Below are 19641 nucleotides of genomic sequence, written 5' to 3'. Positions count from 1 at the left end.
CATGGCAGAACTCAAGATCACCCAGGTGCGCGGAACCATCGGCGCACGCTGGAAGCAGCGCGAGAGCCTGCGGACCCTGGGGCTGAAGAAGATCCGTCAGTCCGTGGTTCGTGAGGACAACGCCCAGACCCGTGGTCTGATCAATGTTGTGCATCACCTCGTCGAGGTGGAGGAAGTCAAATGAGCGTTATCAAGCTTCACGACCTGAGGCCCGCTCCCGGGGAGAAGACCGCCAAGACCCGCGTCGGTCGTGGTGAAGGCTCCAAGGGTAAGACCGCCGGTCGTGGTACCAAGGGCACCAAGGCCCGCAAGAACGTCCCGGTGATGTTCGAGGGTGGCCAGATGCCGATCCACATGCGGCTGCCGAAGCTCAAGGGCTTCAAGAACCGCTTCCGGACCGAGTATGAGGTCGTCAACGTCGGCGACATCAACAAGGCGTTCCCGGAGGGCGGCACCGTCGGTGTCGAGGAACTCGTCGCCAAGGGCCTGGTTCGCAAGAACAGCCTGGTGAAGGTCCTCGGCGACGGCAAGCTTGCCGTCAAGGTCGACGTCACCGCCAACAAGTTCAGCGGTAGCGCCCGTGAGGCCATCACCGCTGCCGGCGGTTCGGCCACCGAACTGTAATTGGCGGCTCGCCGCCGTGCTGTAATTGGCGGCTCGCCGCCGTGCTGTAGTTTTCTCTGCGCGAGCAGACCGAGATCCCCGCACGCCAGACGTGCGGGGATCTTTGCGTCTGACGGCCACTGTCCGGCCGCCGGTAGGCTCGGCGCATGTTCGCCTTNGTCGGCCTGGTCGGGTTCGCCACCAATGCGATGTTCCTGCGCGACGCTCTCGACAAGGCGGGCATCGAGGCGCAGTTCGTCGCGCGCGGTGAATACAAGTCGGCCGCAAACGTTTTCACCGAGGGCGGGTACACCGAAGCGCAACGTGAAGCCGACGGCCGGATGATCGAGAGCCTGCAATCGCAGGTATGGCAGGCCATCGGCGAATCCCGGAACCTGACCCCGGAGGCGATCAATGCCCTCGCCGACCGCGCTCCCGTGTTGCGTGACGACGCGGTCACCAGTGGGCTGATCGACCGCATCGGGTTCCGAGACGAGGCCTACTCCCGCATCGGTGAGCTGTCCGGTGGCCCCACCGAGGCCGGTGCGGACGCCGACAACCATCCGGATGCTCTGCCGCGGCTCTACCTTTCGCGTTATGCGCGCACCGCGCCGAAGGTGCCCACCCCACCGATCCCGGGCCTCAAGAGCAAGCCCGCCATCGCGGTGGTGACCCTGAACGGCCCGATCGTCAGCGGCCGCGGCGGACCGCAGGTGCTGCCCATCGGGAACTCCAGCGCAGGCGGCGACACCATCGCGGCGGCGCTGCGCGAGGCGGCCGCCGACGACGACGTGTCAGCCATCGTGCTGCGGGTGGACAGCCCGGGTGGTTCGGTCACCGGATCGGAAACCATTTGGCGCGAGGTGGTTCGGGCCCGTGAGCGCGGCAAGCCCGTCGTCGCCTCGATGGGTGCGGTCGCCGCGTCCGGCGGCTACTACGTGTCGATGGCGGCCGACGAGATCGTCGCCAACGCAGGCACCATCACCGGTTCGATCGGCGTCGTCACCGGCAAGCTGGTTTCCCGGGAGCTCAAGGACAAACTCGGTGTCGGTTCGGATACCTTGCGTACCAACACCAATGCCGACGCCTGGTCCTCCAACGCACCGTTCACCGACGAACAGCAGGCCCAGATCGAAGCCGAGACCGACCTGGTGTACACCGATTTCGTCGAGCGGGTGGCCGACGGACGCAAGCTCACCGTCGAACAGGTCGACGAGGTGGCGCGGGGGCGGATCTGGACCGGCGCGGACGCCAAGGACCGCGGGCTCGTCGATTCGCTCGGCGGGCTGCGCGCCGCGATCACACGAGCCAAGGTGCTCGCCGGGCTGGATCCGGACACCAAGGTGCGGGTGTTCAGCTATCCCGGTTCGTCGTGGCTGGAGATGTTGCGGCCCAAGCCTTCCTCGCAGCCGGCGGCCGCATCGCTGCCGCAGGCGGTCGGCAGCCTGCTCGGCCAGTCGGTGCTGGGCATCCTGGATCAGGCTGAACGCACCGTGACCGGTGTGAATGCACTCTGGCTGGGGGAGTACCGGTTCTGATCGCCGGCTGACCGACCCGCCGGTGACGGCGGTGATTCGCATCCTGTGGCCCCGCGCGGTAACGTCGGCTGCGGAGCAGAAGGTAGCCAATAAAACTACGGTCTGGCCCTGCGGTGTTGATCTGAATCAGCCGACGTCGAAGGTGTGATCCGACGGGAGCAGTGTCGTCAGACACGAGGAGGTTCCCGTGGGCACCGCGGAATCGGACAGTACCGACAAGACGCCAGATTCGTCGGAAACGGCCGAACCGGCCACCGTGGAGGAGACTCCTCCCGAAGTTCAACGGCGTGCCGTCGCCGCCTCGGCGATCGGTAACGCCACCGAATGGTTCGACTACGGCATCTACGCCTACGGGGTCAGCTACATATCCGCGGCGATCTTTCCCGGTGACACGCAGAGTGCGACGCTGCTCGCCCTGATGACGTTCGCGGTGTCGTTCCTGGTCCGTCCCCTCGGCGGCTTCGTCTGGGGTCCGCTGGGGGACCGAATCGGTCGAAAACAGGTGCTGGCCATAACGATTCTGTTGATGGCCGGCGCCACGCTGTGTGTCGGCCTGGTCCCGCCCTACGCCACGATCGGCATCTGGGCGCCTATCCTGATGGTGCTGCTGCGGATGATCCAGGGCTTCTCGACCGGCGGTGAGTACGGTGGCGCGGCGACGTTCATGGCGGAGTACGCCCCGTCCCGGCGACGTGGATTCCTCGGCAGTTTCCTGGAATTCGGCACCCTGGCCGGCTTCTCGCTGGGTGCGCTGATGATGCTGGGCTTCTCGCTGGTGCTCACCGAGGACCAGATGGGTTCCTGGGGTTGGCGATTGCCGTTCCTGGTCGCCGCACCGCTGGGTTTGATCGGTGTCTACCTGCGGACCCGGCTGGCCGAGACGCCGGTGTTCCGTGAACTCGCCGAAGCCGGCGAGGAGGAACCGCAACCGACCACGGAGTTCAAGGATCTGCTGCTGCAGTACTGGGGACCCGTCCTGCGGTTGGGTGGTCTGGTCGTCGCGCTCAACGTGGTGAATTACACGCTGTTGACCTACATGCCGACGTATCTGGAGAGCGCCATCGGGCTGTCCACCGACCAATCGCTGGTGGTGCCCATCATCGGCATGCTGTCGATGATGGTGTTCCTGCCGCTCGCCGGGCATCTGTCCGACCGGGTGGGACGAAAACCGATGTGGTGGTTCTCATTGGTGGGCCTGTTCGTCGCCGGTGTGCCGATGTTCCTGTTGATGGGAACGAACCTGGTTGGCGCGGTGATCGGATTCGCGGTGCTGGGCCTGCTGTACGTGCCGCAGCTGGCCACCATCTCGGCGACCTTCCCGGCCATGTTCCCCACGCAGGTGCGATACGCGGGATTCGCGATCGCCTACAACGTGTCCACGTCGATATTCGGCGGTACCGCACCGGCGATCAACGACTGGCTGGTCAATGTGACCGGCGAGAACCTGGTGCCGGCCTATTACATGATGGGCGCATGCGTGATCGGCGCCCTGGCGCTGGTGAAAACCCCGGAGACCGCGCGCTGCCCGATCAACGGTACCGAGATTCCCGGGACGCCGGAGGCGCCACCGCCCGTCGAATACGACGCCGAAGCCGACACCTCATCGGGCCGCGCGGCCTGAGTTCAGGGCAGGGTGCCGTCGATGTAGACGATCTCGCCCATCGGATCGCTCTCGTCGAGGGCGGGCACCGGAAGGCCGTGGCGGGCGAACAGCTCCGAGCGGGTGGCTCCGGTCATCTTCCAGCCCTTGGTGCTCAGATAGTCTGCCGCCGAATGTCTTTCGCCGTGGTAGATCAGTGACGGCATGTCCATGTTCAGCCCCATCTGGCTGAACGTCGCGGTGGCGGCCCGAGCCTTCTCCGGATCGAAATCCTTGAGTCCGGGCACGAATTCGGTGGCCACGGCGCTGCCGGGTGCGCTCAGCGCGGCGATGTTGTCGAACAGCCGGTCCTGTGCCTCCGGCGGGAGATAGATCAGCAGGCCCTCGGCACACCAGGCGGTCGGCTGGGCCGGATCGAAGCCCGCGGCCCGCAGGGCGGCCGGCCAGTCGTCGCGCAAGTCGATGGGCACCGTCCGGCGTTGTGCGGTCGGTTCCGCGCCGAGCTCGGCCAGGGTGCGGGTCTTGAACTCGATCACCTCGGGCTGGTCGATCTCGTAGACCACGGTGCCCTCGGGCCAGGGCAGCCGGTAGGCACGTGAGTCGAGCCCGGAGGCCAGGATCACCGCCTGCCGAATCCCGGCTTCGCCCGAGCCGATGAAGTAGTCGTCGAAAAACCGGGTGCGCACGGCCATTTCATCGATATTGGCGCGTGCTCGCTCGGCGGCATCCGGTGCGAGCTGGGCCAGGTCGGCCAGATCGAGTTCGCCGTCGACCATCTTGGTGAAGACCTCGATTCCCACCGCCCGCACCAGTGGCGCGGCGAACGGGTCATCGATCAGGCCGTGCGAATCGCGGCTGGCGATCGCCCGCCCGGTCGCCACCAGCGTTGCGGTTGCGCCGACGCTGGAGGCCAGATCCCAGCTGTCGCCATCGGTGCGTGCCATCCTGCGTCTCCCGGTGTCTAGTTCGAGGTGTGGAGGGTTGCCGACAGATAACCGGAATCACCGGCGATATCGGCGAGTTCGTCGGGGTAGTCGAAGCCGTGCGATTCATAGGCCGCCCGGGTGGGCTGCACCGTGACTGTCCAGCCCTGCTCGCTGAGGTAGTCGCGGGCCTGGTTGCGATCGCCCGAATAGAACAGATCCATCAGGTCCACGTCGGTACCGACCTTGCGCGACCATTCGCTGACCCGCTGCGACCAGTCTTTCGACATGGCCGCGGTATCCATGTGTTCGGTGGCCAGCCGGCTGCCCGGCGCGCTGAGCGCGGTGATGTGGTCGAACAGCCGGTCCTGGGCTTCGGGCGGCAGGTAGATCAGCAGACCCTCGGCGATCCACGCGGTCGGAGCCTGCGCATCGAAACCGTTGGCCCGCAAGGCGGCCGGCCAGTCGTCGCGCAGGTCGACCGGCACGGTGTGCACCGCGGCTGCCGACTCGGCGCCCAACTCGGCCAGGGTGCGGGTCTTGAACTCCAGCACCGCGGGCTGGTCCACCTCGAACACCACGCTGCCCGTCGGCCAGGGCAACCGGTAGGCACGGGTGTCCAAGCCCGAAGCCAGGATCACCGCCTGCCGGATCCCGGATGCCGTTGCATCGGTGAAGAAGTCGTCGAAGAACCGGGTGCGGACCGCGATCTGTTCACACATCCGCTGCCGGTCGAGCATCAGGTCACCCTCGACGCACACCTCGCCGTCGGCGAGCCGGATGCTGTGCTCGACTCCCACCGCGCGCACCAGCGCGTCGGCGTATGGGTCATTGATGAGTGGGTCGGGCTGCTTGGTGGCCAGCGCGCGGGATGCCGCGACACCGGTCGCGGTGACCCCGACGCTGCTGGCCAGATCCCAGCTGTCGCCTTCGGTGCGGGTCATGGTGTTCCTAATTTCTGATGGCGATGATCGCTTGTGAATTACGTTGGTGCGCTGCGGTTTCCCCGGCGGGAAAGGTGCGGCCGTACTCGGCGAACAGCTCGGGCCGCCGCCGGGCGGTCACCGACCAACCGGCGTCGGTGAGGTATTCGACCACCGAATTGCGTTCGCCGTCGTACCAGAGGTTGCCCAGATCGAGGTCCAGACCGTGCTGGCGCCACTGCTCGCTCATCGCGTTGCCGCGCTCGCGCAGGTTGGCCGCCATGTCGGGATGGAACTCGGTGGCCAGCCTGCTGCCCGGGGCGCTGAGCGCGGTGATGTTGTCGAACAGCCGGTCCTGGGCTGCCGGCGGAAGGTAGGCCAGCAGACCTTCGGCGCTCCACGCACTCGGTGCGGCCGGATCCAAGCCGGCGGCGCGCAGCGCGGCGGGCCAGTCGTCACGCAGGTCGACGGCCACGGTGCGGCGTTCGGCCGACGGTGCCGCCCCGATCTGGTTCATGGTGGCGGTCTTGGCACCGATCACCTCGGGCTGATCGATCTCGTAGACCACGGTGCCGTCCGGCCACGGCAGCCGGTAGGCGCGCGAGTCGAGACCGGAGGCCAGGATCACCGCCTGTCGGATGCCCGCCGCCGCTGCGTCGGCGAAGAAGTCGTCGAAGAACTTCGTCCGCACGGCCATGATCCCGATCATCAGCTCCGCGCCCTCGGCCAGCTCCCCGTCGAGGGCGATGTCGCCGTCGATGAGTTTGGTGAAGAACTCGACCCCGACCGCGCGTACCAGCTTCGCGGCATAGGGATCGTTGATCAGCGGCTCGGGTTCGGCGCTGGCGATCGCGCGGGCCGCGGCGACCATCGTCGCCGTCGCGCCCACGCTGGAGGCCAGATCCCAACTGTCGGTGTCAGAACGTGCCATGGTGCGCCCCCTGATCTCTCGGAACTACCGCTCGGCGCTGATGTAGAGAACCGATGCCGCGTGGGCCTCATCCTCGATGGGCGGCAGGCCCGTGCGGATCAGCAGATCGTTGGACGAGACGCCGGTGGTCTTCCAGGCGTGCCCTTCCAGATACGTGGTCACGTCGGCGCGGTCGCCGAGGTAGATCAGCTCGTTGAGGTCCATGTCCAGACCGTGCGCGCGCCAGCGGTCGGTGAACTCCCGCATCCGCGCCCGGATCGATTCCTCGTCATTGGTCTCGGTGGCGGGCACGCCCTCGACGCCGAGCCGGCTCCCGGGTGCGCTGAGCTCGGTGACCTGGTCCAGCAAACGATCCTGGGCGTCGCCCGGGAGGTATCCGAGCAATCCCTCGGCGATCCAGGCCGTCGGCACCGACGGGTCGAAGCCGGCCGCGATCAGCGCCGCGGGCCAGTCGAACCGCAGGTCCATGGACACGGTGCGCAGGTCGGTCGTCGGCGCCGCGCCGAGCTCGGCCAGGGTGTCGGTCTTGAACCGGACCACCTCGGGCTGGTCGACCTCGTAGACGACGGTGCCGTCCGGCCAGGGCAGCCGATAGGCGCGGGAGTCCAACCCGGCCGCCAGGATCACGGCTTGCCGGATTCCGGCACGGCAGGCGTCGAGGAAGAAGTCGTCGAAGAAGCGGGTGCGGGCCGCCATCCCGTTGGCGAAGCGGATCAGGCCGGTCGCGGCCTCCTCGTCGAGGCCCTCGGTGGTGAAGGACTCGTCGGCCAGCTTCGTGAAGAAGTCCATCCCGACGGCGCGAACCAGGGGAGCGGCGAACGGATCGTCGATCACCGGATCCTCGGCATTAGTGGCCATCGCGCGCGCTGCCGCGACCATCGTTGCCGTGGCGCCCACACTGGAAGTGAGGTCCCACGTGTCCCCATCGAATCGGGCGGTGGTCGGCGCCATGAATCCCCCTTTGTTCAGTCAGAATCAACGTGTTAGTTAGGCGATGTAACGAGCTGCCGACGACTGTACGCCGCGAATCTGAAGACAGGCTTAGTCCGCGGTTCGGCGGTCCGATGGAGGCGCATGCAGGGTGGTCTCGTCTGCGACTGTTACTCTCGTAGACTGATTTGACGGCTGAGTCCGCAGGCTGCGAGCTTGCAGGGCAGGTCGTACATGACTTTGACCAAGACGCTGGCCCCACCAGCCCCATTTGGCACGCCGCGCTGAGAGGTCGGCTGCGCAGGAGGAAGAGTGCTTTCGGCTTTCATCTCATCGCTGCGGACGGCCGACCTCAGACGGAAGATCCTGTTCACGCTGGGCCTGGTGATCCTGTACCGGGTCGGCGCGTCGATCCCGTCTCCCGGGGTCAACTACCCGAACGTCCAGAAGTGCATCGAGCAGGTCAGCGGCGGTGACTCGGCGCAGATCTACTCGCTGATCAACCTGTTCTCGGGCGGCGCGCTGCTGCAGCTGACGGTGTTCGCGGTCGGGGTCATGCCCTACATCACCGCCAGCATCATCGTTCAGCTGCTCACGGTCGTCATTCCTCGCTTCGAACAGCTGAGGAAAGAGGGCCAGGCCGGCCAGGCCAAGATGACGCAGTACACCCGGTACCTGTCGATCGCGCTGGCCGTCCTGCAGGCCACCAGCATCGTGGCGCTGGCCGCCAACGGTGGCCTGCTGCAGGGCTGCAGCCTCGACATCATCCAGGACAGCTCGGTCTTCGGTCTGATCGTCATCGTGCTCGTGATGACCGCGGGCGCGGCGCTGGTGATGTGGATGGGTGAGCTGGTCACCGAGCGCGGCATCGGCAACGGCATGTCGCTGCTGATCTTCGCCGGCATCGCGGCCCGGATCCCGGCCGAGGGCCAGACCATCCTGGAGAGCCGCGGCGGCCTGGTGTTCACCGCGGTCGTCGCCGCGACGCTGCTCATCATCGTCGGCGTGGTGTTCGTCGAGCAGGGCCAGCGCCGCATCCCGGTGCAGTACGCCAAGCGCATGGTGGGCCGCAAGATGTACGGCGGCACCTCCACCTACCTGCCGCTGAAGGTCAACCAGGCCGGCGTCATCCCGGTGATCTTCGCGTCATCGCTGATCTACATCCCGCACCTGATCACTCAGCTGATCCAGAGCGGTAGCTCCAATCCGGGCACAGGCTGGTGGGACAAGTTCGTCGCCGACTACCTGACGAACCCGGCGGACCCGGTCTATGTGGCGATCTACTTCGGCCTGATCATCTTCTTCACGTACTTCTACGTCTCGATCACGTTCAACCCCGACGAGCGTGCCGACGAGATGAAGAAGTTCGGCGGGTTCATCCCGGGCATCCGGCCCGGCAAGCCGACCGCGGACTACCTGCGGTACGTGCTCAGCCGGATCACCCTGCCCGGCTCGATCTACCTGGGTGTCATCGCCGTCCTGCCCAACCTGTTCCTGCAGGTCGGTAACACAGGTTCGGTACAGAATCTGCCGTTCGGCGGAACCGCTGTTCTCATCATGATCGGTGTCGGCTTGGACACCGTGAAACAGATCGAGAGCCAGCTCATGCAACGCAACTACGAAGGGTTCCTGAAGTGAGAGTCGTTCTACTCGGACCGCCCGGTGCGGGCAAAGGCACGCAGGCAGAGAAGCTGTCCGAGAAGCTCGGCATCCCGCAAATCTCCACCGGGGATCTGTTCCGCAAGAACATCGGTGACGGCACCCCGCTCGGCCTGGAGGCCAAGCGCTACCTGGACGCCGGCGACCTGGTTCCCGCCGAGCTGACCAACCGGCTCGTCGAGGACCGCATCGACCAGGCCGATGCCGCCGACGGGTTCATCCTGGACGGCTACCCGCGCTCGGTCGAGCAGGCCGCCGCACTCAAGGACATGCTCGCCGCGCGCAACACCAAGCTGGACGCGGTGGTCGAGTTCCAGGTCTCCGAGGACGAGCTGCTGACCCGGCTCAAGGGCCGCGGTCGCGCCGACGACACCGACGAGGTCATCCGCAACCGGATGAAGGTCTACAAGGACGAGACCGAGCCGCTGTTGGAGTACTACCGCGACGACCTGAAGACCGTGGATGCGGTGGGTGCCCTCGACGAGGTGTTCGCCCGCGCATTGCACGCACTGGGTAAGTGATCAGATTGCCGGGGTTGCGCAAGCGCAAGGTCGTCGCGCAGCGCAGCGCCGGAGAACTGGACGCGATGGCCGTGGCCGGGGCGCTGGTCGCCTCGGCACTGCGCGCGGTGCGGGCAGCCGCGGCCCCGGGCGTATCCACGCTGGAACTTGATCAGATCGCCGAGGCCGTCATCCGCGACGGTGGCGGCACCCCGTCGTTCCTCGGTTACCACGGCTTCCCGGCCAGTATTTGCTCGTCGGTCAATGACCGTGTGGTGCACGGCATTCCGTCGGCCGACGAGAAACTGGCCGCCGGCGATCTGGTGTCCATCGACTGCGGCGCGATCGTCGACGGGTGGCACGGCGACTCGGCCGTCACCTTCGGCATCGGAGCACTCATCCCCGCGGACGAAGCTCTTTCGGCCGCAACGAAATCCGCGATGGAGGCCGGTATTGCGGCGATGCTGCCCGGCAACCGGCTCACCGACGTCTCGCACGCCATCGAGGTCGAGACCCACGCGGCCGAGGCCCGCCACGACCGCAAGTACGGCATCGTCGACGGCTACGGCGGCCACGGCATCGGCAGGCAGATGCACATGGACCCGTTCCTGCCGAACGAGGGTGCCCCCGGGCGCGGCCCGTATCTGGAGCCGGGTTCGGTCCTGGCGATCGAACCGATGCTCACCCTGGGGACCACCGAGACCGTGATCCTCGAAGACGAGTGGACCGTCGTCACCGCCGACGGCACCCGTGCGGCGCACTGGGAGCACACCGTCGCCGTCACCGAGGACGGGCCCAGAATCCTCACCCAGTAATTAACGCCAGCAATCACTACCTGAATCACGCGCCAGCTCTGGCGCCCGCCCGTGCGCAAAGGTAGTAATTGAACCGGATCGCCCCCCACGTCGTATCACAGACGGAGGTAGGGAAGTGGATGATCCGGAGGCCGCCATGATGCGGGTGCTCTACGACGAGCACGCTGCTGCGCTGTGGCGCTACGCCCTACGGCTCACGGGTGACCGAGCCCGGGCCGAGGACGTGGTGCAGGAGACGTTGTTGCGTGCCTGGCGCCACCCAGATGTCACCGCCGACACCGATCGATCGGCCAGGGCTTGGCTGTTCACCGTCGCGCGGAACATGATCATTGATGAACGCCGGAGCGCCCGCTTTCGCAACGAAACCGGGGTGCCCGATCCCGAACAGGTGGCAGACCATTCCGGCGCCGCTGCCACACCCGACCAGGTGGATACCGCGTTGGACAGAATCCTGCTGAGCACGGCCCTGAGCCAGCTCTCCGACGAACACCGGGCGGTGGTCCGCCGGGCCTATTACCAAGGCTGGACCACCGGGCAGATCGCCGACGATCTACAGATACCCGAGGGCACCGTGAAATCGCGGTTGCACTACGCGGTACGCGCGCTACGACTGAACTTGCAGGAAATGGGGGTGACACGATGACACAGTTCGGTGTGCCCCACATTCCTGATCCGGTGGAATCCGACCGGTATCGGACCTGGGATGCGGCCTACGTGCTGGGATCGCTCGACCCTGGGGAGCGACGCGAGTATGAGGCCCATCTGGAGGGTTGCGCCCAATGCCGGTCGGCGATGGCCGAGCTGAGCGGTATGCCCGCGCTGCTGGCCATGCTGGAGCTGGACGACGTGCTCGCCCTCGAATCCGAACAGCCCGATCCGCCGCTGCGCCCCGAGGTGTTGCAGTCCGTGCTGGCCAAAGTCAGCTGGCGCCGGCGCCGTGCGCGGTGGGTCACCACGGCCGCGGTCGGCCTGGCCGCCGCGCTGCTGGCCGTGGGTGTGGTGGTCGGCATCCGGCCCGAGGTGTTCGGTCTGCAGACCGGCACCGAACAGCAGGGTGCGGACATGATGGCCATGTCCAAGATGTCGGATACGCCCATCAACGCGAGCATCGCGATGACCAGTTACGCCTGGGGGACCCGCATCGACATGGCCTGCAGTTACGGGAACTGGGGCAAGCAGGACGCGCCGCCGCAGAACCTGGGCATGGTGGTGATCGGCCGCGACGGTCACCGCGAGGAGATCGCGACGTGGCTGGGATTGTCCGGCGCGACCGCGCTACCCAGCGGCAACACCCAGACGCCGATGGCGGATATCGCTGCGGTGCAATTGGTTACGTCCCCTGAGGGCAAGGTGCTGCTGGAAAAACAGCTGTGAGCGTCGTCGGTTCAGCTGGCGGCTTCCTTGTGGGCGCTCAGCAGGAAGCCGGGCATCATGATGTGCCCGGCTCCATCGCGTTCCACACCGGGCAGTGACGCCGGCCCGCCGGNGGTGTATCCACGTTCGGCCAGTGCCAGCGAGAGGGCGGCATGACCGCACCCGGAGTCGAGCACCTCGCCGCGCACCTTGCCCTCCTCGATGAGCCGCGCGAGCTCGGGCTGCGGGGCGCCGATGCTCCACGGTGGCGGCGTGTCCTGCCGGTAGGCGTCGTCCCAATCCATCTGCGGCTGTGTCACCTGTTTGCCTCCGATCCGGCTCGAGTCAGTCGTGTCGACCCTGCCTTCCACTATGCCCAGTTCTGCCGCGGGTGTCTGGCTGTCTCCTGGGGCGTGGCCGGGAGTTTCCAGAAATCCAGGCTGGCGGTGAACCGGGCTCATCTACCGGTCGTGTCACCTACAGAGCACGGAAGTAGGTGACACATGGTCACAGGTCGCAGAGTGGTCGACCACATCGTCGGCTATCTGGCCGCGAACGGCATCTCGCACATCTTCGGTGTGGACGGGGCCAACATCGAGGATCTCTACGATGCGGCGTTCTTCCGCGAGGACATCACCGCGATCCTGGCCAAGCACGAATTTTCCGCTGCCACAATGGCTGACGGTTACAGCCGCGGCGGGGCGGGCATCGGAGTCGTGGCAGCGACCTCCGGTGGCGGGTGCCTCAACACCGTCCCCGGGCTCGGGGAGTCACTGGCCAGCCGGGTCCCGGTGCTTGCGCTGATCGGGCAGGCCCCGACCGCGCTCGACGGGCACGGCGCCTTCCAGGACACCAGCGGGGACAACGGGGCTCTGGACGCACACACGCTGTTCTCGGCGGTCTCGGTGTACTGCCGCCGAGTCATGACGCCCCGCGACATCCTGACCGCGCTGCCCGAGGCGCTGGCCGCCNTGCGACGAGGCCGCCAACCGCTATCCGGAGTTCCTCCCGCAGCGGTTGCGCTCGTTGATCGCCGATCACGACGGGATGGCCGAGGAGCAAGTGATCGTCGGGGCCGGCGCCACCGGGGTCATCATGCAGGTGCTGCACGCGGTGACCAGCCCCGGCGACACCATGGTGATGGCGGCGCCGACATTCGACGGCTACCCGATCTTCGCGCAGATGGCCCGGCTGCAGGCGGTCACTGTCCCGCTCGATGCCTACGGCCACCACGATCTGGCGGCCATGGCCGAGGCCGCGAGGAAAGCCAGGGTGGTGGTGGTGTGCCGTCCGCACAACCCGACGGGGACCATCGAGCCGGCCGGCGAGATCGAGCGGTTCCTGATGCGGCTGCCCGAGGACACCGTCGTGCTGCTGGACGAGGCCTACGTGGAGTTCCTGGTCGCCGCACACCGGATCGACGGACCGGACCTGGTCTCCCGGTTCGGCAATGTCGTGGTGGTACGCACCTTTTCGAAGGCGTACGGACTGGCCGGGCTGCGGATCGGCTACGGCTTCTGCGCCCCCGATCTCGGCCGTGAGCTGTGGCGGATGCAGGTGCCGTTCGGTATCGGGCTCAGCGCACAGGTTGCGGTCGCCGCCTCCTACGCCGCGGAAAACCAGCTGCGCCAACGTATCCGGATGATCGCCGCCGAACGGCACTATCTGCAGATGCGGCTGCGGGCGCTCGGTGTCTACAGCACCGACGCGCAGGCCAACTTCCTGTTCCTGCCCGGTCGGTCCACGCCGTGGCCGGAGGTGTTCGACGGCACCGGGCTGCAACTGCGCCACTACGCCGACGGTGGCGTGCGGATCACCGTCGGGGCNAAGGACGTGGCGGGCACCCCTGGGCTCGGCTCATCCTCCGCGCTGGGGGTATCCGGTGTGATGGGCCATCCCGGAGTGCCCGTCGCCGCGGCGCAGAGCGCGATGTGTCTGCTGGTCGGTACCCGCATGTCGGTGACGGCCCGGGCCGGGCTCGACGAGGCGCTGCGATCTGTTCCGGTCTACTCCGTCGGTGCCCAGGTGCCCTACCCGGCGTGCACCCACGTGCATTCCGACGACCTGCGCGAATCGCTGGCGCAGCTGGCCCTTGCGCTCTCCGGGCCGGGCCGGCCCACGCCGGTTCGGGTGCCGGATCTGGGGCCGCGCAACGAGTTACAGCCGCCGATCCACAGCGGGCCGGGCATCCGGTACCGCGACGCGATGACGGTGCTCGACGGGGCGCTGCCCGACGGGACCGACATCGTCGTCGACGCGGGCAACATCGGAGCCTCGGCGATCCATTATCTGCCGGCCCGGCGCGGCGGTCGCTTCCTGGTGGCGCTCGGCATGGGCGGCATGGGCTACAGCTTCGGCGCGGCCATCGGCATGACCTTTCACCGGGCCGCGACCGCGGCGCAGCAGCGCACCGTGGTGATCGCCGGCGACGGCTCATTCTTCATGCACGGCATGGAGATTCACACCGCGATGCAGTACCGGCTGCCGATCACCTTCGTGCTGTTCGACAATCACGCCCACGCCATGTGCGTCACCCGCGAGCAGCTGTTCTACCAGGACCGGTACTCCTACAACCGGTTCGGGCCGAGCCGGCTGGGCGGCGGGCTGGCCACCATGTTCCCCGGCCTGCTCGCCGTCGATGTCGCCGAGGCCGGCGAGCTGTCCGACGCACTGGCCAAGGCCTTGACCGTCGACGGCCCGGCGGTGGTCAGCGTCGAATGCTCGGCCGACGAAATTCCGCCGTTCGCCGCTTTTCTCACCACCAAGAACCTCGACAACCATTCCACCGCAGCAGAGGAGAACAGGTCCCATGTCACTGCCCGCGCTTGAGGACATCACGGCCCACCGGGGCTCCCGGACCCCGCTGGACGGGCTGATCCGGATCGAGACCTCGCCCAAGGAGAAGGCCACCCCGATCATCATGGACATGATGCGGTCGGTGTACCCGCACGACCAGGTGTTCGGTCAATACTGCACGGTCAACGAGTACATCGAGTGTCCGCCCGACGAGTTGTTCGACTACCTGTCCGATACCCGCTGCCTGGAGGAGTGGACCTACAGTCTGCGCGGGTTCACCCCGACCGAGGAGCCCGCACTGTGGCTGGCGCACGACCGCCTCGGCGCCGGGCCGACCAGCCCGGGCAGTGCGATCTACACCCGCACGGTGGCCCACCGCGACGCGCTCACCGTCGATTATCACTGCGCCTGGGACCAGGGCAAGCACCTGTGGATGATCTACCTCATGCGCATCGTCGACGCGCAAGTGGTCTTCGACAAGCCGGGATCGGTTGTGCTGTGGACGAACTGCCACCACCCGTTCTACGACGAGAACCCCTATCCGGAGACGGCGCCCCCGGGCCGCCCGGTATGGGTCGGAGACTTCTGGGACATGTTCGGCCCCGGGCATCTGCTGGAACTGCGGAACCTCAAGGCCATCGCCGAATACCGGCACCGCAACGGCCTGCCGGTCACCCCGGACTGGATGAAGTGAGGCCGGAAATGTTCCCCGACAAGAGCCCCGTCAGTCTCATCGACGTGTCCACCTACCTGCCGGGTGAGCCGATCAGTGCGGAGTATTACGCCCAGTTCGCCGAAACCGACGAGCTGCGGGAGAACCGGATGTTCCGGGCGCCGAGGTACCGCCATCATGTGGCCGACGGCGAGACCGCGATCGACATGGTGGAGCGGGCCGCTGCCGGGTTGACCGAACGTCACGGCGCCGATGCGGTGACGGGGGCCGACGTGCTGATCACCCACACCCAGCTGCCCGACATGCCGTTCTACGGGGGCGGCGGTGGAATGGCGCACCGGCTGGGGATGAAACCGAACTGGGTGATCGACCTGCACAACGGAGGCTGCGCGGCGTTCGTGCTGGCGCTCAAGCTGGCCCGCAACCTGTTGTCCTCCGGCGAAGGACGCAGTGCGCTGATCGCGATCGCCCAGAACGCGGCCGGGACGGTGTTCGATCAGAAGACGATCCGGCCCAAGGCCCAGGCCGCCGTCCCCGGTGACGGTGCGGCGGTCGGGCTGGTGACGCTGTCGGATGCCTCGCCGATCCTCGACGTGGAATGCCGCACGTACGGCGAGTACGCCGGTGACATGACGCTGGCCATCGACCCGCCGCGGCAGTGGTGGCAGGCCGGGCCGGGGGAGGCCTGCATCGGGTTCACCGAAAGCAAGATCACCAAGGTGCTGGCCCGGGGAAACCGCCAGGTTCCCGAGGTGTCCTACGCCGTGTGCGATCGAATCGGCGTACCGCCCAAGGATATCGACCTGCTGGTGACCAACCAGCCCAACCGGGCCTTCCTGCGCAACTGGCGCGACGCGCTGGAGTTGCCGCCCGAACGTCACGTCGACACCTTCGACGAGTGTGGAAACCTCTTCGCCGCAGGCATTCCCGTCAACTTCGACCGGGCTGTCGCCGGTGGTCGGGTGAAGGCCGGTGACACCGTGCTGATGGCCGCCTTCGCCCACGCCGGTGACTTCGCCGGAGCCGCCGCGGTCCGGTGGGGCGGGCGCAGCTGATGTCCGCGCCCCGTTCGGCACTGCTCGAGGCGGNGATCGACGGACCGGACCTGGTCTCCCGGTTCGGCAATGTCGTGGTGGTACGCACCTTTTCGAAGGCGTACGGACTGGCCGGGCTGCGGATCGGCTACGGCTTCTGCGCCCCCGATCTCGGCCGTGAGCTGTGGCGGATGCAGGTGCCGTTCGGTATCGGGCTCAGCGCACAGGTTGCGGTCGCCGCCTCCTACGCCGCGGAAAACCAGCTGCGCCAACGTATCCGGATGATCGCCGCCGAACGGCACTATCTGCAGATGCGGCTGCGGGCGCTCGGTGTCTACAGCACCGACGCGCAGGCCAACTTCCTGTTCCTGCCCGGTCGGTCCACGCCGTGGCCGGAGGTGTTCGACGGCACCGGGCTGCAACTGCGCCACTACGCCGACGGTGGCGTGCGGATCACCGTCGGGGCGCGGCAGTCCACCCGGGCGGTGCTGGGCGCGGTGGGTGCCGCCTGCTGAGCAGCGGGACGCCGGTGCGCAATGCGCGCGGTTGTGTCGCGTCTGCGCGGTGATGCGGTAAGAAGAGGCGTGACTTCGCCACCGGACAAGCGGGACCCCATCGCGCAGGCCCGCGCGAACTGGGAGGCCGCCGGCTGGGGCGATGTGGCCGGTGGCATGGTCGCGGTGACATCGGTGATGCGGGCCCATCAGATCCTGCTGGCCAGGGTGGAGACCGCGCTGCGGCCCTACGATCTGAGCTTCTCCCGGTTCGAGCTGCTGCGGCTGCTGGCGTTCAGCCGGGCCGGGGCGCTGCCCATCACGAAGGCCTCCGACCGGCTGCAGGTCCACGTCACCAGCGTCACGCACGCCATCCGGCGACTGGAGGCCAACGGCCTGGTGGAACGCATCCCGCACCCCACCGATGGCCGGACCACGCTGGTGCGCATCACCGATCTCGGGCGCTCGACCGTCGAGGACGCCACCGTCACGCTCAACGAGCAGGTGTTCGCCGATGTCGGGATGTCGGACGAGCAATCGCAGGCCCTGGTGTCCTCCATCGAGACGCTGCGCCGGCATTCGGGTGATTTCTGAGCGCGATTACCGGCCCGCGCGGTGCGTGTCGCACTAACCTCGAAAGTAGTTGAGGGGAGAGGCGGATGAACGCCAGGCGGGCCGGTGCGGCGCTGGGTGCCCTCGCTGTCTTGGTGATGACCGCCTGCAGTAACACCACCGCCGGCCTGGCCACCGCCCCCGAAGGCGTCACGCCCTTGACTTCGACGTCGAAGCCGACACGAACTCCCACGGCGCCGGGCGGTGGTTCCGCGGAGCTGCCGCCGGAGGCCTATGCCGAGGTGCGGGCCGCGGGCCTGGAGGGTTCCGACGCCGCGATCCGCGATCAGATCATCATCGCCTGCATCATGGGCGAGAGCAGCTTCAACACGTCCAAGCAGGACGTCGTCGACACGCTGATCCAGATGGGCAGCGACCTGCCACCCGACGCACTAATGACGATCGTGACCGTGGCGCTCAAGTACGAGTGCCCTGAACTCGCCGGGAAGCTCGGCGGTTAATCCGCGATCCGCAGGCTGAGGAACTCCGGGGCCTTGATCACCCGGCGCAGCATGAACCGGATGAACGCGGGCATGTCCGTGGCGTTCGCGTCGTGGTAGACCTCGGGCTCGGTCATCGTGTAGTGACGGCGTCGGCTCTCCAGTTCGCACCCGCCGGCCGCGAGCACGTTGCGCACCCAGTCGGCCTGGGACCCGTAGGTCAGTGCGATGACGAATCCGTGTCCCCGGCGGAACGCCCACAGCGGGGTCCGGAAGGTCCGGCCGGACCTGCGCCCGCGGTGGATGACGACGGCCCAGCCCGGTGCCCACGGGGCGATGAACCGGGTGAGGCGATTCAGGCCGACCTTGTTGGCTCGGGCGATCCAGCGCGGAGCGGGCATCCGATAACTCCTCGATCGTGGAATTACTGCTTCGAGCGTAGCGCCGGCCGGCCCATCGGCTACCCGGTCGCAGCGGGCAGCGGGATGGTCGCGGTGACCGTGGTGCCCGCGCCCGGCCGGGACCGGATGTGCAGCCGGCCGCCGACGATCTCGGCCCGCTCGGCCATCGACAGCAACCCGTAGCCGCCCATCTCATCGCTGCCCAGCGGATGCTCGAACGTGTCGAAACCCTTTCCGTCATCCACGATCTCGAGGCGGGCCACCCCGTCGTCGACGGCGAAGGTGAGTCGCGCCCGGTCGGCCTCGGCGTGTTTGACCACGTTCTGCAGGCATTCCTGGGCGATCCGGTACAACGCCAGCTCGATGTGATCGGGCACCCGGGNCCGCGCCCACCCGCAGCGCCTGGAACAGGTACTGCTCGTCGTCGTAGACCGACAGCATGACCACCTTGCGGTCCGGGTCGCGCTCGCGCAGCACCCGGCACAGGTCCAGCCCGCTGGAGCCCTCCATGCGCACGTCGCACAGCACGATGTCGGGATCGAGCGTCTCGATCACGCTCAGCGCGCGCTCGGCGCCGACGGCCTGACCGACCACCTCGACTCGGTCGTCGAACGCGGCAAGCATGGCCTTGAGACCCTCGATGACCATCTCATGGTCGTCGACCAGCACAAGGCGCACTGGAATGGAGGGCGCCATGGCATCACCCTAAGGGTGGTGCCGCTATCGGTAGATCAACTTGACCGGCTCAATCCCCCCTACGGGGGACGCGGCGACGATGTGACGTGGGCCACTCTCATGTGGTGTCGTCAACACAAGAGAAGTCGTGGCGTGCCGGACGGTTCTGGTGGGACTGTTCGCAGCCGGACAACAGCGCCCATCCGCTGCGTGCGGTGATCTTCGACCTCGACGCATTGTCTGACCTCGATGTCGACGGGCATCGCGTCGTGTTCAACGCCGCGTTCGCCGCGCACGGTCTGCCCATCAACTGGGGGGTCACCCGGTATCAGCAGCTGCTCGCGCTGCACGACGAACGTCAGCGGGTCGCCGCCGAACTCCGGAAGCGGTGCGTGGGGCCGGAGTGCGACGTGCTGACCGAACTGCTCGCCGACGAGATCTGCATGACCAAGGACCTGATGTTCGACGAGATGATCCTCGACGCCGGCCTGGCGCCCCGGCCAGGGCTGGAGGATCTGGTGAACGACGCGTTCCTGGCCGGCCTGCCGGTCGGCGTGGTCGCCAACGGCAGGCGCCGCTGGGCCGAGCCGCTGGTGCGCCAGCTGGTCGGCGACGGACTGGTGGAAACCGTCGTCACCACCGATGACGTGAGCGCCCCCGGCGCCGAGCTGTACCGGCAGGCTCTGGCCGAACTCGGGGTGGCCGGTCACGATGCCCTCGCCATGGCCGGATCGGCCGCCG

The 19641-nt window shown here is 67.4% G+C and carries 18 protein-coding genes and 8 pseudogenes; 18 read left to right on the top strand and 8 right to left on the bottom strand.

Translation table 11 applies throughout. From position 1 onward, the window contains the following. Nucleotide 1: 1 nt before the first annotated feature. The 4 genes and pseudogenes from rpmD (at nucleotide 2) to BN4332_RS21260 (ending at nucleotide 3762) form a co-directional block, all read left to right on the top strand. Complete coding sequence (rpmD, locus tag BN4332_RS21275) at nucleotides 2-184, top strand: 50S ribosomal protein L30 (RefSeq protein WP_019346190.1); 183 nt, start codon at nucleotides 2-4, stop codon at nucleotides 182-184. After that, nucleotides 181-624, top strand: coding sequence for a 50S ribosomal protein L15 (rplO, locus tag BN4332_RS21270; protein ID WP_066901376.1), 444 nt, complete (start codon nucleotides 181-183; stop codon nucleotides 622-624). The genes rpmD and rplO overlap by 4 nt, the downstream gene beginning before the upstream one ends. A 158-nt stretch (nucleotides 625-782) precedes the next feature. Then, nucleotides 783-2141, top strand: a pseudogene (sppA, locus tag BN4332_RS21265) (signal peptide peptidase SppA); the annotation flags it as partial. Nucleotides 2142-2397: 256 nt separating this feature from the next. Then, a complete protein-coding gene (locus tag BN4332_RS21260) occupies nucleotides 2398-3762 on the top strand; it encodes an MFS transporter (protein WP_066901444.1) in 1365 nt (454 codons plus the stop codon). Nucleotides 3763-3764: 2 nt separating this feature from the next. Here BN4332_RS21260 and BN4332_RS21255 read toward each other — a convergent pair whose 3' ends face one another. From BN4332_RS21255 to BN4332_RS21240, 4 genes are read right to left on the bottom strand one after another with little or no spacing between them, the layout of a single operon-like run. After that, nucleotides 3765-4685: a class I SAM-dependent methyltransferase gene (locus tag BN4332_RS21255; RefSeq protein WP_066901372.1), complete on the bottom strand. Its 921-nt coding sequence runs from the start codon at nucleotides 4683-4685 to the stop codon at nucleotides 3765-3767. A 17-nt stretch (nucleotides 4686-4702) separates the two neighbouring features. Next, nucleotides 4703-5608, bottom strand: coding sequence for a class I SAM-dependent methyltransferase (locus BN4332_RS21250; protein WP_066901370.1), 906 nt, complete (start codon nucleotides 5606-5608; stop codon nucleotides 4703-4705). 7 nt (nucleotides 5609-5615) lie between these two features. Continuing rightward, on the bottom strand, nucleotides 5616-6518 hold the full coding sequence (locus BN4332_RS21245; RefSeq protein WP_066901368.1) for an SAM-dependent methyltransferase: 903 nt from the start codon (nucleotides 6516-6518) through the stop codon (nucleotides 5616-5618). Nucleotides 6519-6542: 24 nt separating this feature from the next. Continuing rightward, nucleotides 6543-7469 carry a class I SAM-dependent methyltransferase gene (locus BN4332_RS21240; RefSeq protein ID WP_066901366.1) on the bottom strand — a complete coding sequence of 309 codons (927 nt, stop codon included), beginning with the start codon at nucleotides 7467-7469 and terminating at the stop codon, nucleotides 6543-6545. Nucleotides 7470-7760: 291 nt separating this feature from the next. Here BN4332_RS21240 and secY point away from each other — a divergent pair, with 291 nt between their 5' ends. The 5 genes from secY to BN4332_RS21215 all read left to right on the top strand — a co-directional run bounded on the left by secY (nucleotide 7761) and on the right by BN4332_RS21215 (nucleotide 11796). Further along, nucleotides 7761-9086 carry a preprotein translocase subunit SecY gene (gene secY / locus BN4332_RS21235; RefSeq protein ID WP_066901364.1) on the top strand — a complete coding sequence of 442 codons (1326 nt, stop codon included), beginning with the start codon at nucleotides 7761-7763 and terminating at the stop codon, nucleotides 9084-9086. Next, a complete protein-coding gene (locus BN4332_RS21230; protein WP_066901362.1) occupies nucleotides 9083-9628 on the top strand; it encodes an adenylate kinase in 546 nt (181 codons plus the stop codon). Before secY ends, BN4332_RS21230 begins: the two co-directional genes overlap by 4 nt. Continuing rightward, the gene (gene map / locus BN4332_RS21225; protein ID WP_066901360.1) at nucleotides 9625-10422 is read left to right on the top strand and encodes a type I methionyl aminopeptidase; all 798 of its coding nucleotides are present in this window, start codon (nucleotides 9625-9627) and stop codon (nucleotides 10420-10422) included. Before BN4332_RS21230 ends, map begins: the two co-directional genes overlap by 4 nt. Before the next feature lie 115 nt (nucleotides 10423-10537). Beyond that, entirely contained in the window at nucleotides 10538-11065 is a 528-nt protein-coding gene (locus BN4332_RS21220; protein WP_066901358.1) for a sigma-70 family RNA polymerase sigma factor, read from the top strand. Next, a complete protein-coding gene (locus BN4332_RS21215) occupies nucleotides 11062-11796 on the top strand; it encodes an anti-sigma factor family protein (protein WP_066901356.1) in 735 nt (244 codons plus the stop codon). Before BN4332_RS21220 ends, BN4332_RS21215 begins: the two co-directional genes overlap by 4 nt. A gap of 104 nt (nucleotides 11797-11900) precedes the next feature. Here the strand turns inward: BN4332_RS21215 and BN4332_RS34545 are convergent. Further along, nucleotides 11901-12095: pseudogene (locus tag BN4332_RS34545) on the bottom strand (SAM-dependent methyltransferase); the annotation flags it as partial. A 183-nt stretch (nucleotides 12096-12278) separates the two neighbouring features. Between BN4332_RS34545 and BN4332_RS21205 the strand changes: the two are divergent. From BN4332_RS21205 to BN4332_RS21175, 8 genes and pseudogenes are all read left to right on the top strand, one after another. Next, a pseudogene (locus BN4332_RS21205) lies at nucleotides 12279-12758 on the top strand (thiamine pyrophosphate-binding protein); the annotation flags it as partial. 34 nt (nucleotides 12759-12792) lie between these two features. Continuing rightward, nucleotides 12793-13452, top strand: a pseudogene (locus BN4332_RS35580) (pyridoxal phosphate-dependent aminotransferase); the annotation flags it as partial. A gap of 102 nt (nucleotides 13453-13554) precedes the next feature. Next, nucleotides 13555-14604, top strand: a pseudogene (locus BN4332_RS35575) (thiamine pyrophosphate-dependent enzyme); the annotation flags it as partial. Then, a complete protein-coding gene (locus BN4332_RS21195; protein WP_066901352.1) occupies nucleotides 14585-15265 on the top strand; it encodes a hypothetical protein in 681 nt (226 codons plus the stop codon). The pseudogene BN4332_RS35575 and the gene BN4332_RS21195, both read left to right, overlap by 20 nt. Before the next feature lie 8 nt (nucleotides 15266-15273). Continuing rightward, nucleotides 15274-16299, top strand: coding sequence for a 3-oxoacyl-ACP synthase III family protein (locus BN4332_RS21190; protein ID WP_066901350.1), 1026 nt, complete (start codon nucleotides 15274-15276; stop codon nucleotides 16297-16299). 35 nt (nucleotides 16300-16334) lie between these two features. Further along, nucleotides 16335-16793, top strand: a pseudogene (locus tag BN4332_RS21185) (aminotransferase class I/II-fold pyridoxal phosphate-dependent enzyme); the annotation flags it as partial. A 69-nt stretch (nucleotides 16794-16862) separates the two neighbouring features. Beyond that, on the top strand, nucleotides 16863-17366 hold the full coding sequence (locus BN4332_RS21180) for a MarR family winged helix-turn-helix transcriptional regulator (protein WP_074133138.1): 504 nt from the start codon (nucleotides 16863-16865) through the stop codon (nucleotides 17364-17366). Nucleotides 17367-17431: 65 nt separating this feature from the next. Further along, on the top strand, nucleotides 17432-17845 hold the full coding sequence (locus BN4332_RS21175; RefSeq protein ID WP_066901346.1) for a hypothetical protein: 414 nt from the start codon (nucleotides 17432-17434) through the stop codon (nucleotides 17843-17845). On the opposite strand, the gene BN4332_RS21170 is transcribed toward BN4332_RS21175, so the two are convergent. The 3 genes and pseudogenes from BN4332_RS21170 to BN4332_RS21160 form a co-directional block, all read right to left on the bottom strand. Next, entirely contained in the window at nucleotides 17842-18225 is a 384-nt protein-coding gene (locus BN4332_RS21170; RefSeq protein ID WP_066901344.1) for a nitroreductase family deazaflavin-dependent oxidoreductase, read from the bottom strand. The two genes, BN4332_RS21175 and BN4332_RS21170, sit on opposite strands and share 4 nt — an antisense overlap. Nucleotides 18226-18284: 59 nt before the next feature. Beyond that, nucleotides 18285-18614: pseudogene (locus BN4332_RS21165) on the bottom strand (sensor histidine kinase); the annotation flags it as partial. Beyond that, nucleotides 18610-18921, bottom strand: a pseudogene (locus tag BN4332_RS21160) (response regulator); the annotation flags it as partial. The pseudogenes BN4332_RS21165 and BN4332_RS21160, both read right to left, overlap by 5 nt. 104 nt (nucleotides 18922-19025) lie before the next feature. On the opposite strand from BN4332_RS21160, the gene BN4332_RS21155 reads away from it, so the two are divergent. Beyond that, nucleotides 19026-19641: HAD family hydrolase (locus tag BN4332_RS21155; RefSeq protein WP_200820330.1), on the top strand; the 616-nt coding region annotated here is incomplete at its 3' end.

This window comes from Mycolicibacterium houstonense, assembly GCF_900078665.2.
GTDB lineage: Bacteria > Actinomycetota > Actinomycetes > Mycobacteriales > Mycobacteriaceae > Mycobacterium > Mycobacterium houstonense.
Note: the sequence above shows the minus strand (reverse complement) of the source record. Positions and strands in the feature narration are given on the sequence as shown.

Bases quoted from the DNA above. Each gene is read 5' to 3' on its own strand.
- rpmD (WP_019346190.1), top strand. From the start codon at position 2: ATGGCAGAACTCAAGATCACCCAGGTGCGCGGAACCATCGGCGCACGC.
- rplO (WP_066901376.1), top strand. From the start codon at position 181: ATGAGCGTTATCAAGCTTCACGACCTGAGGCCCGCTCCCGGGGAGAAG.
- BN4332_RS21255 (WP_066901372.1), bottom strand. From the start codon at position 4,685: ATGGCACGCACCGATGGCGACAGCTGGGATCTGGCCTCCAGCGTCGGC.
- BN4332_RS21250 (WP_066901370.1), bottom strand. From the start codon at position 5,608: ATGACCCGCACCGAAGGCGACAGCTGGGATCTGGCCAGCAGCGTCGGG.
- BN4332_RS21245 (WP_066901368.1), bottom strand. From the start codon at position 6,518: ATGGCACGTTCTGACACCGACAGTTGGGATCTGGCCTCCAGCGTGGGC.
- BN4332_RS21240 (WP_066901366.1), bottom strand. From the start codon at position 7,469: ATGGCGCCGACCACCGCCCGATTCGATGGGGACACGTGGGACCTCACT.
- BN4332_RS21215 (WP_066901356.1), top strand. From the start codon at position 11,062: ATGACACAGTTCGGTGTGCCCCACATTCCTGATCCGGTGGAATCCGAC.
- BN4332_RS21195 (WP_066901352.1), top strand. From the start codon at position 14,585: ATGTCACTGCCCGCGCTTGAGGACATCACGGCCCACCGGGGCTCCCGG.
- BN4332_RS21190 (WP_066901350.1), top strand. From the start codon at position 15,274: ATGTTCCCCGACAAGAGCCCCGTCAGTCTCATCGACGTGTCCACCTAC.
- BN4332_RS21175 (WP_066901346.1), top strand. From the start codon at position 17,432: ATGAACGCCAGGCGGGCCGGTGCGGCGCTGGGTGCCCTCGCTGTCTTG.
- BN4332_RS21170 (WP_066901344.1), bottom strand. From the start codon at position 18,225: ATGCCCGCTCCGCGCTGGATCGCCCGAGCCAACAAGGTCGGCCTGAAT.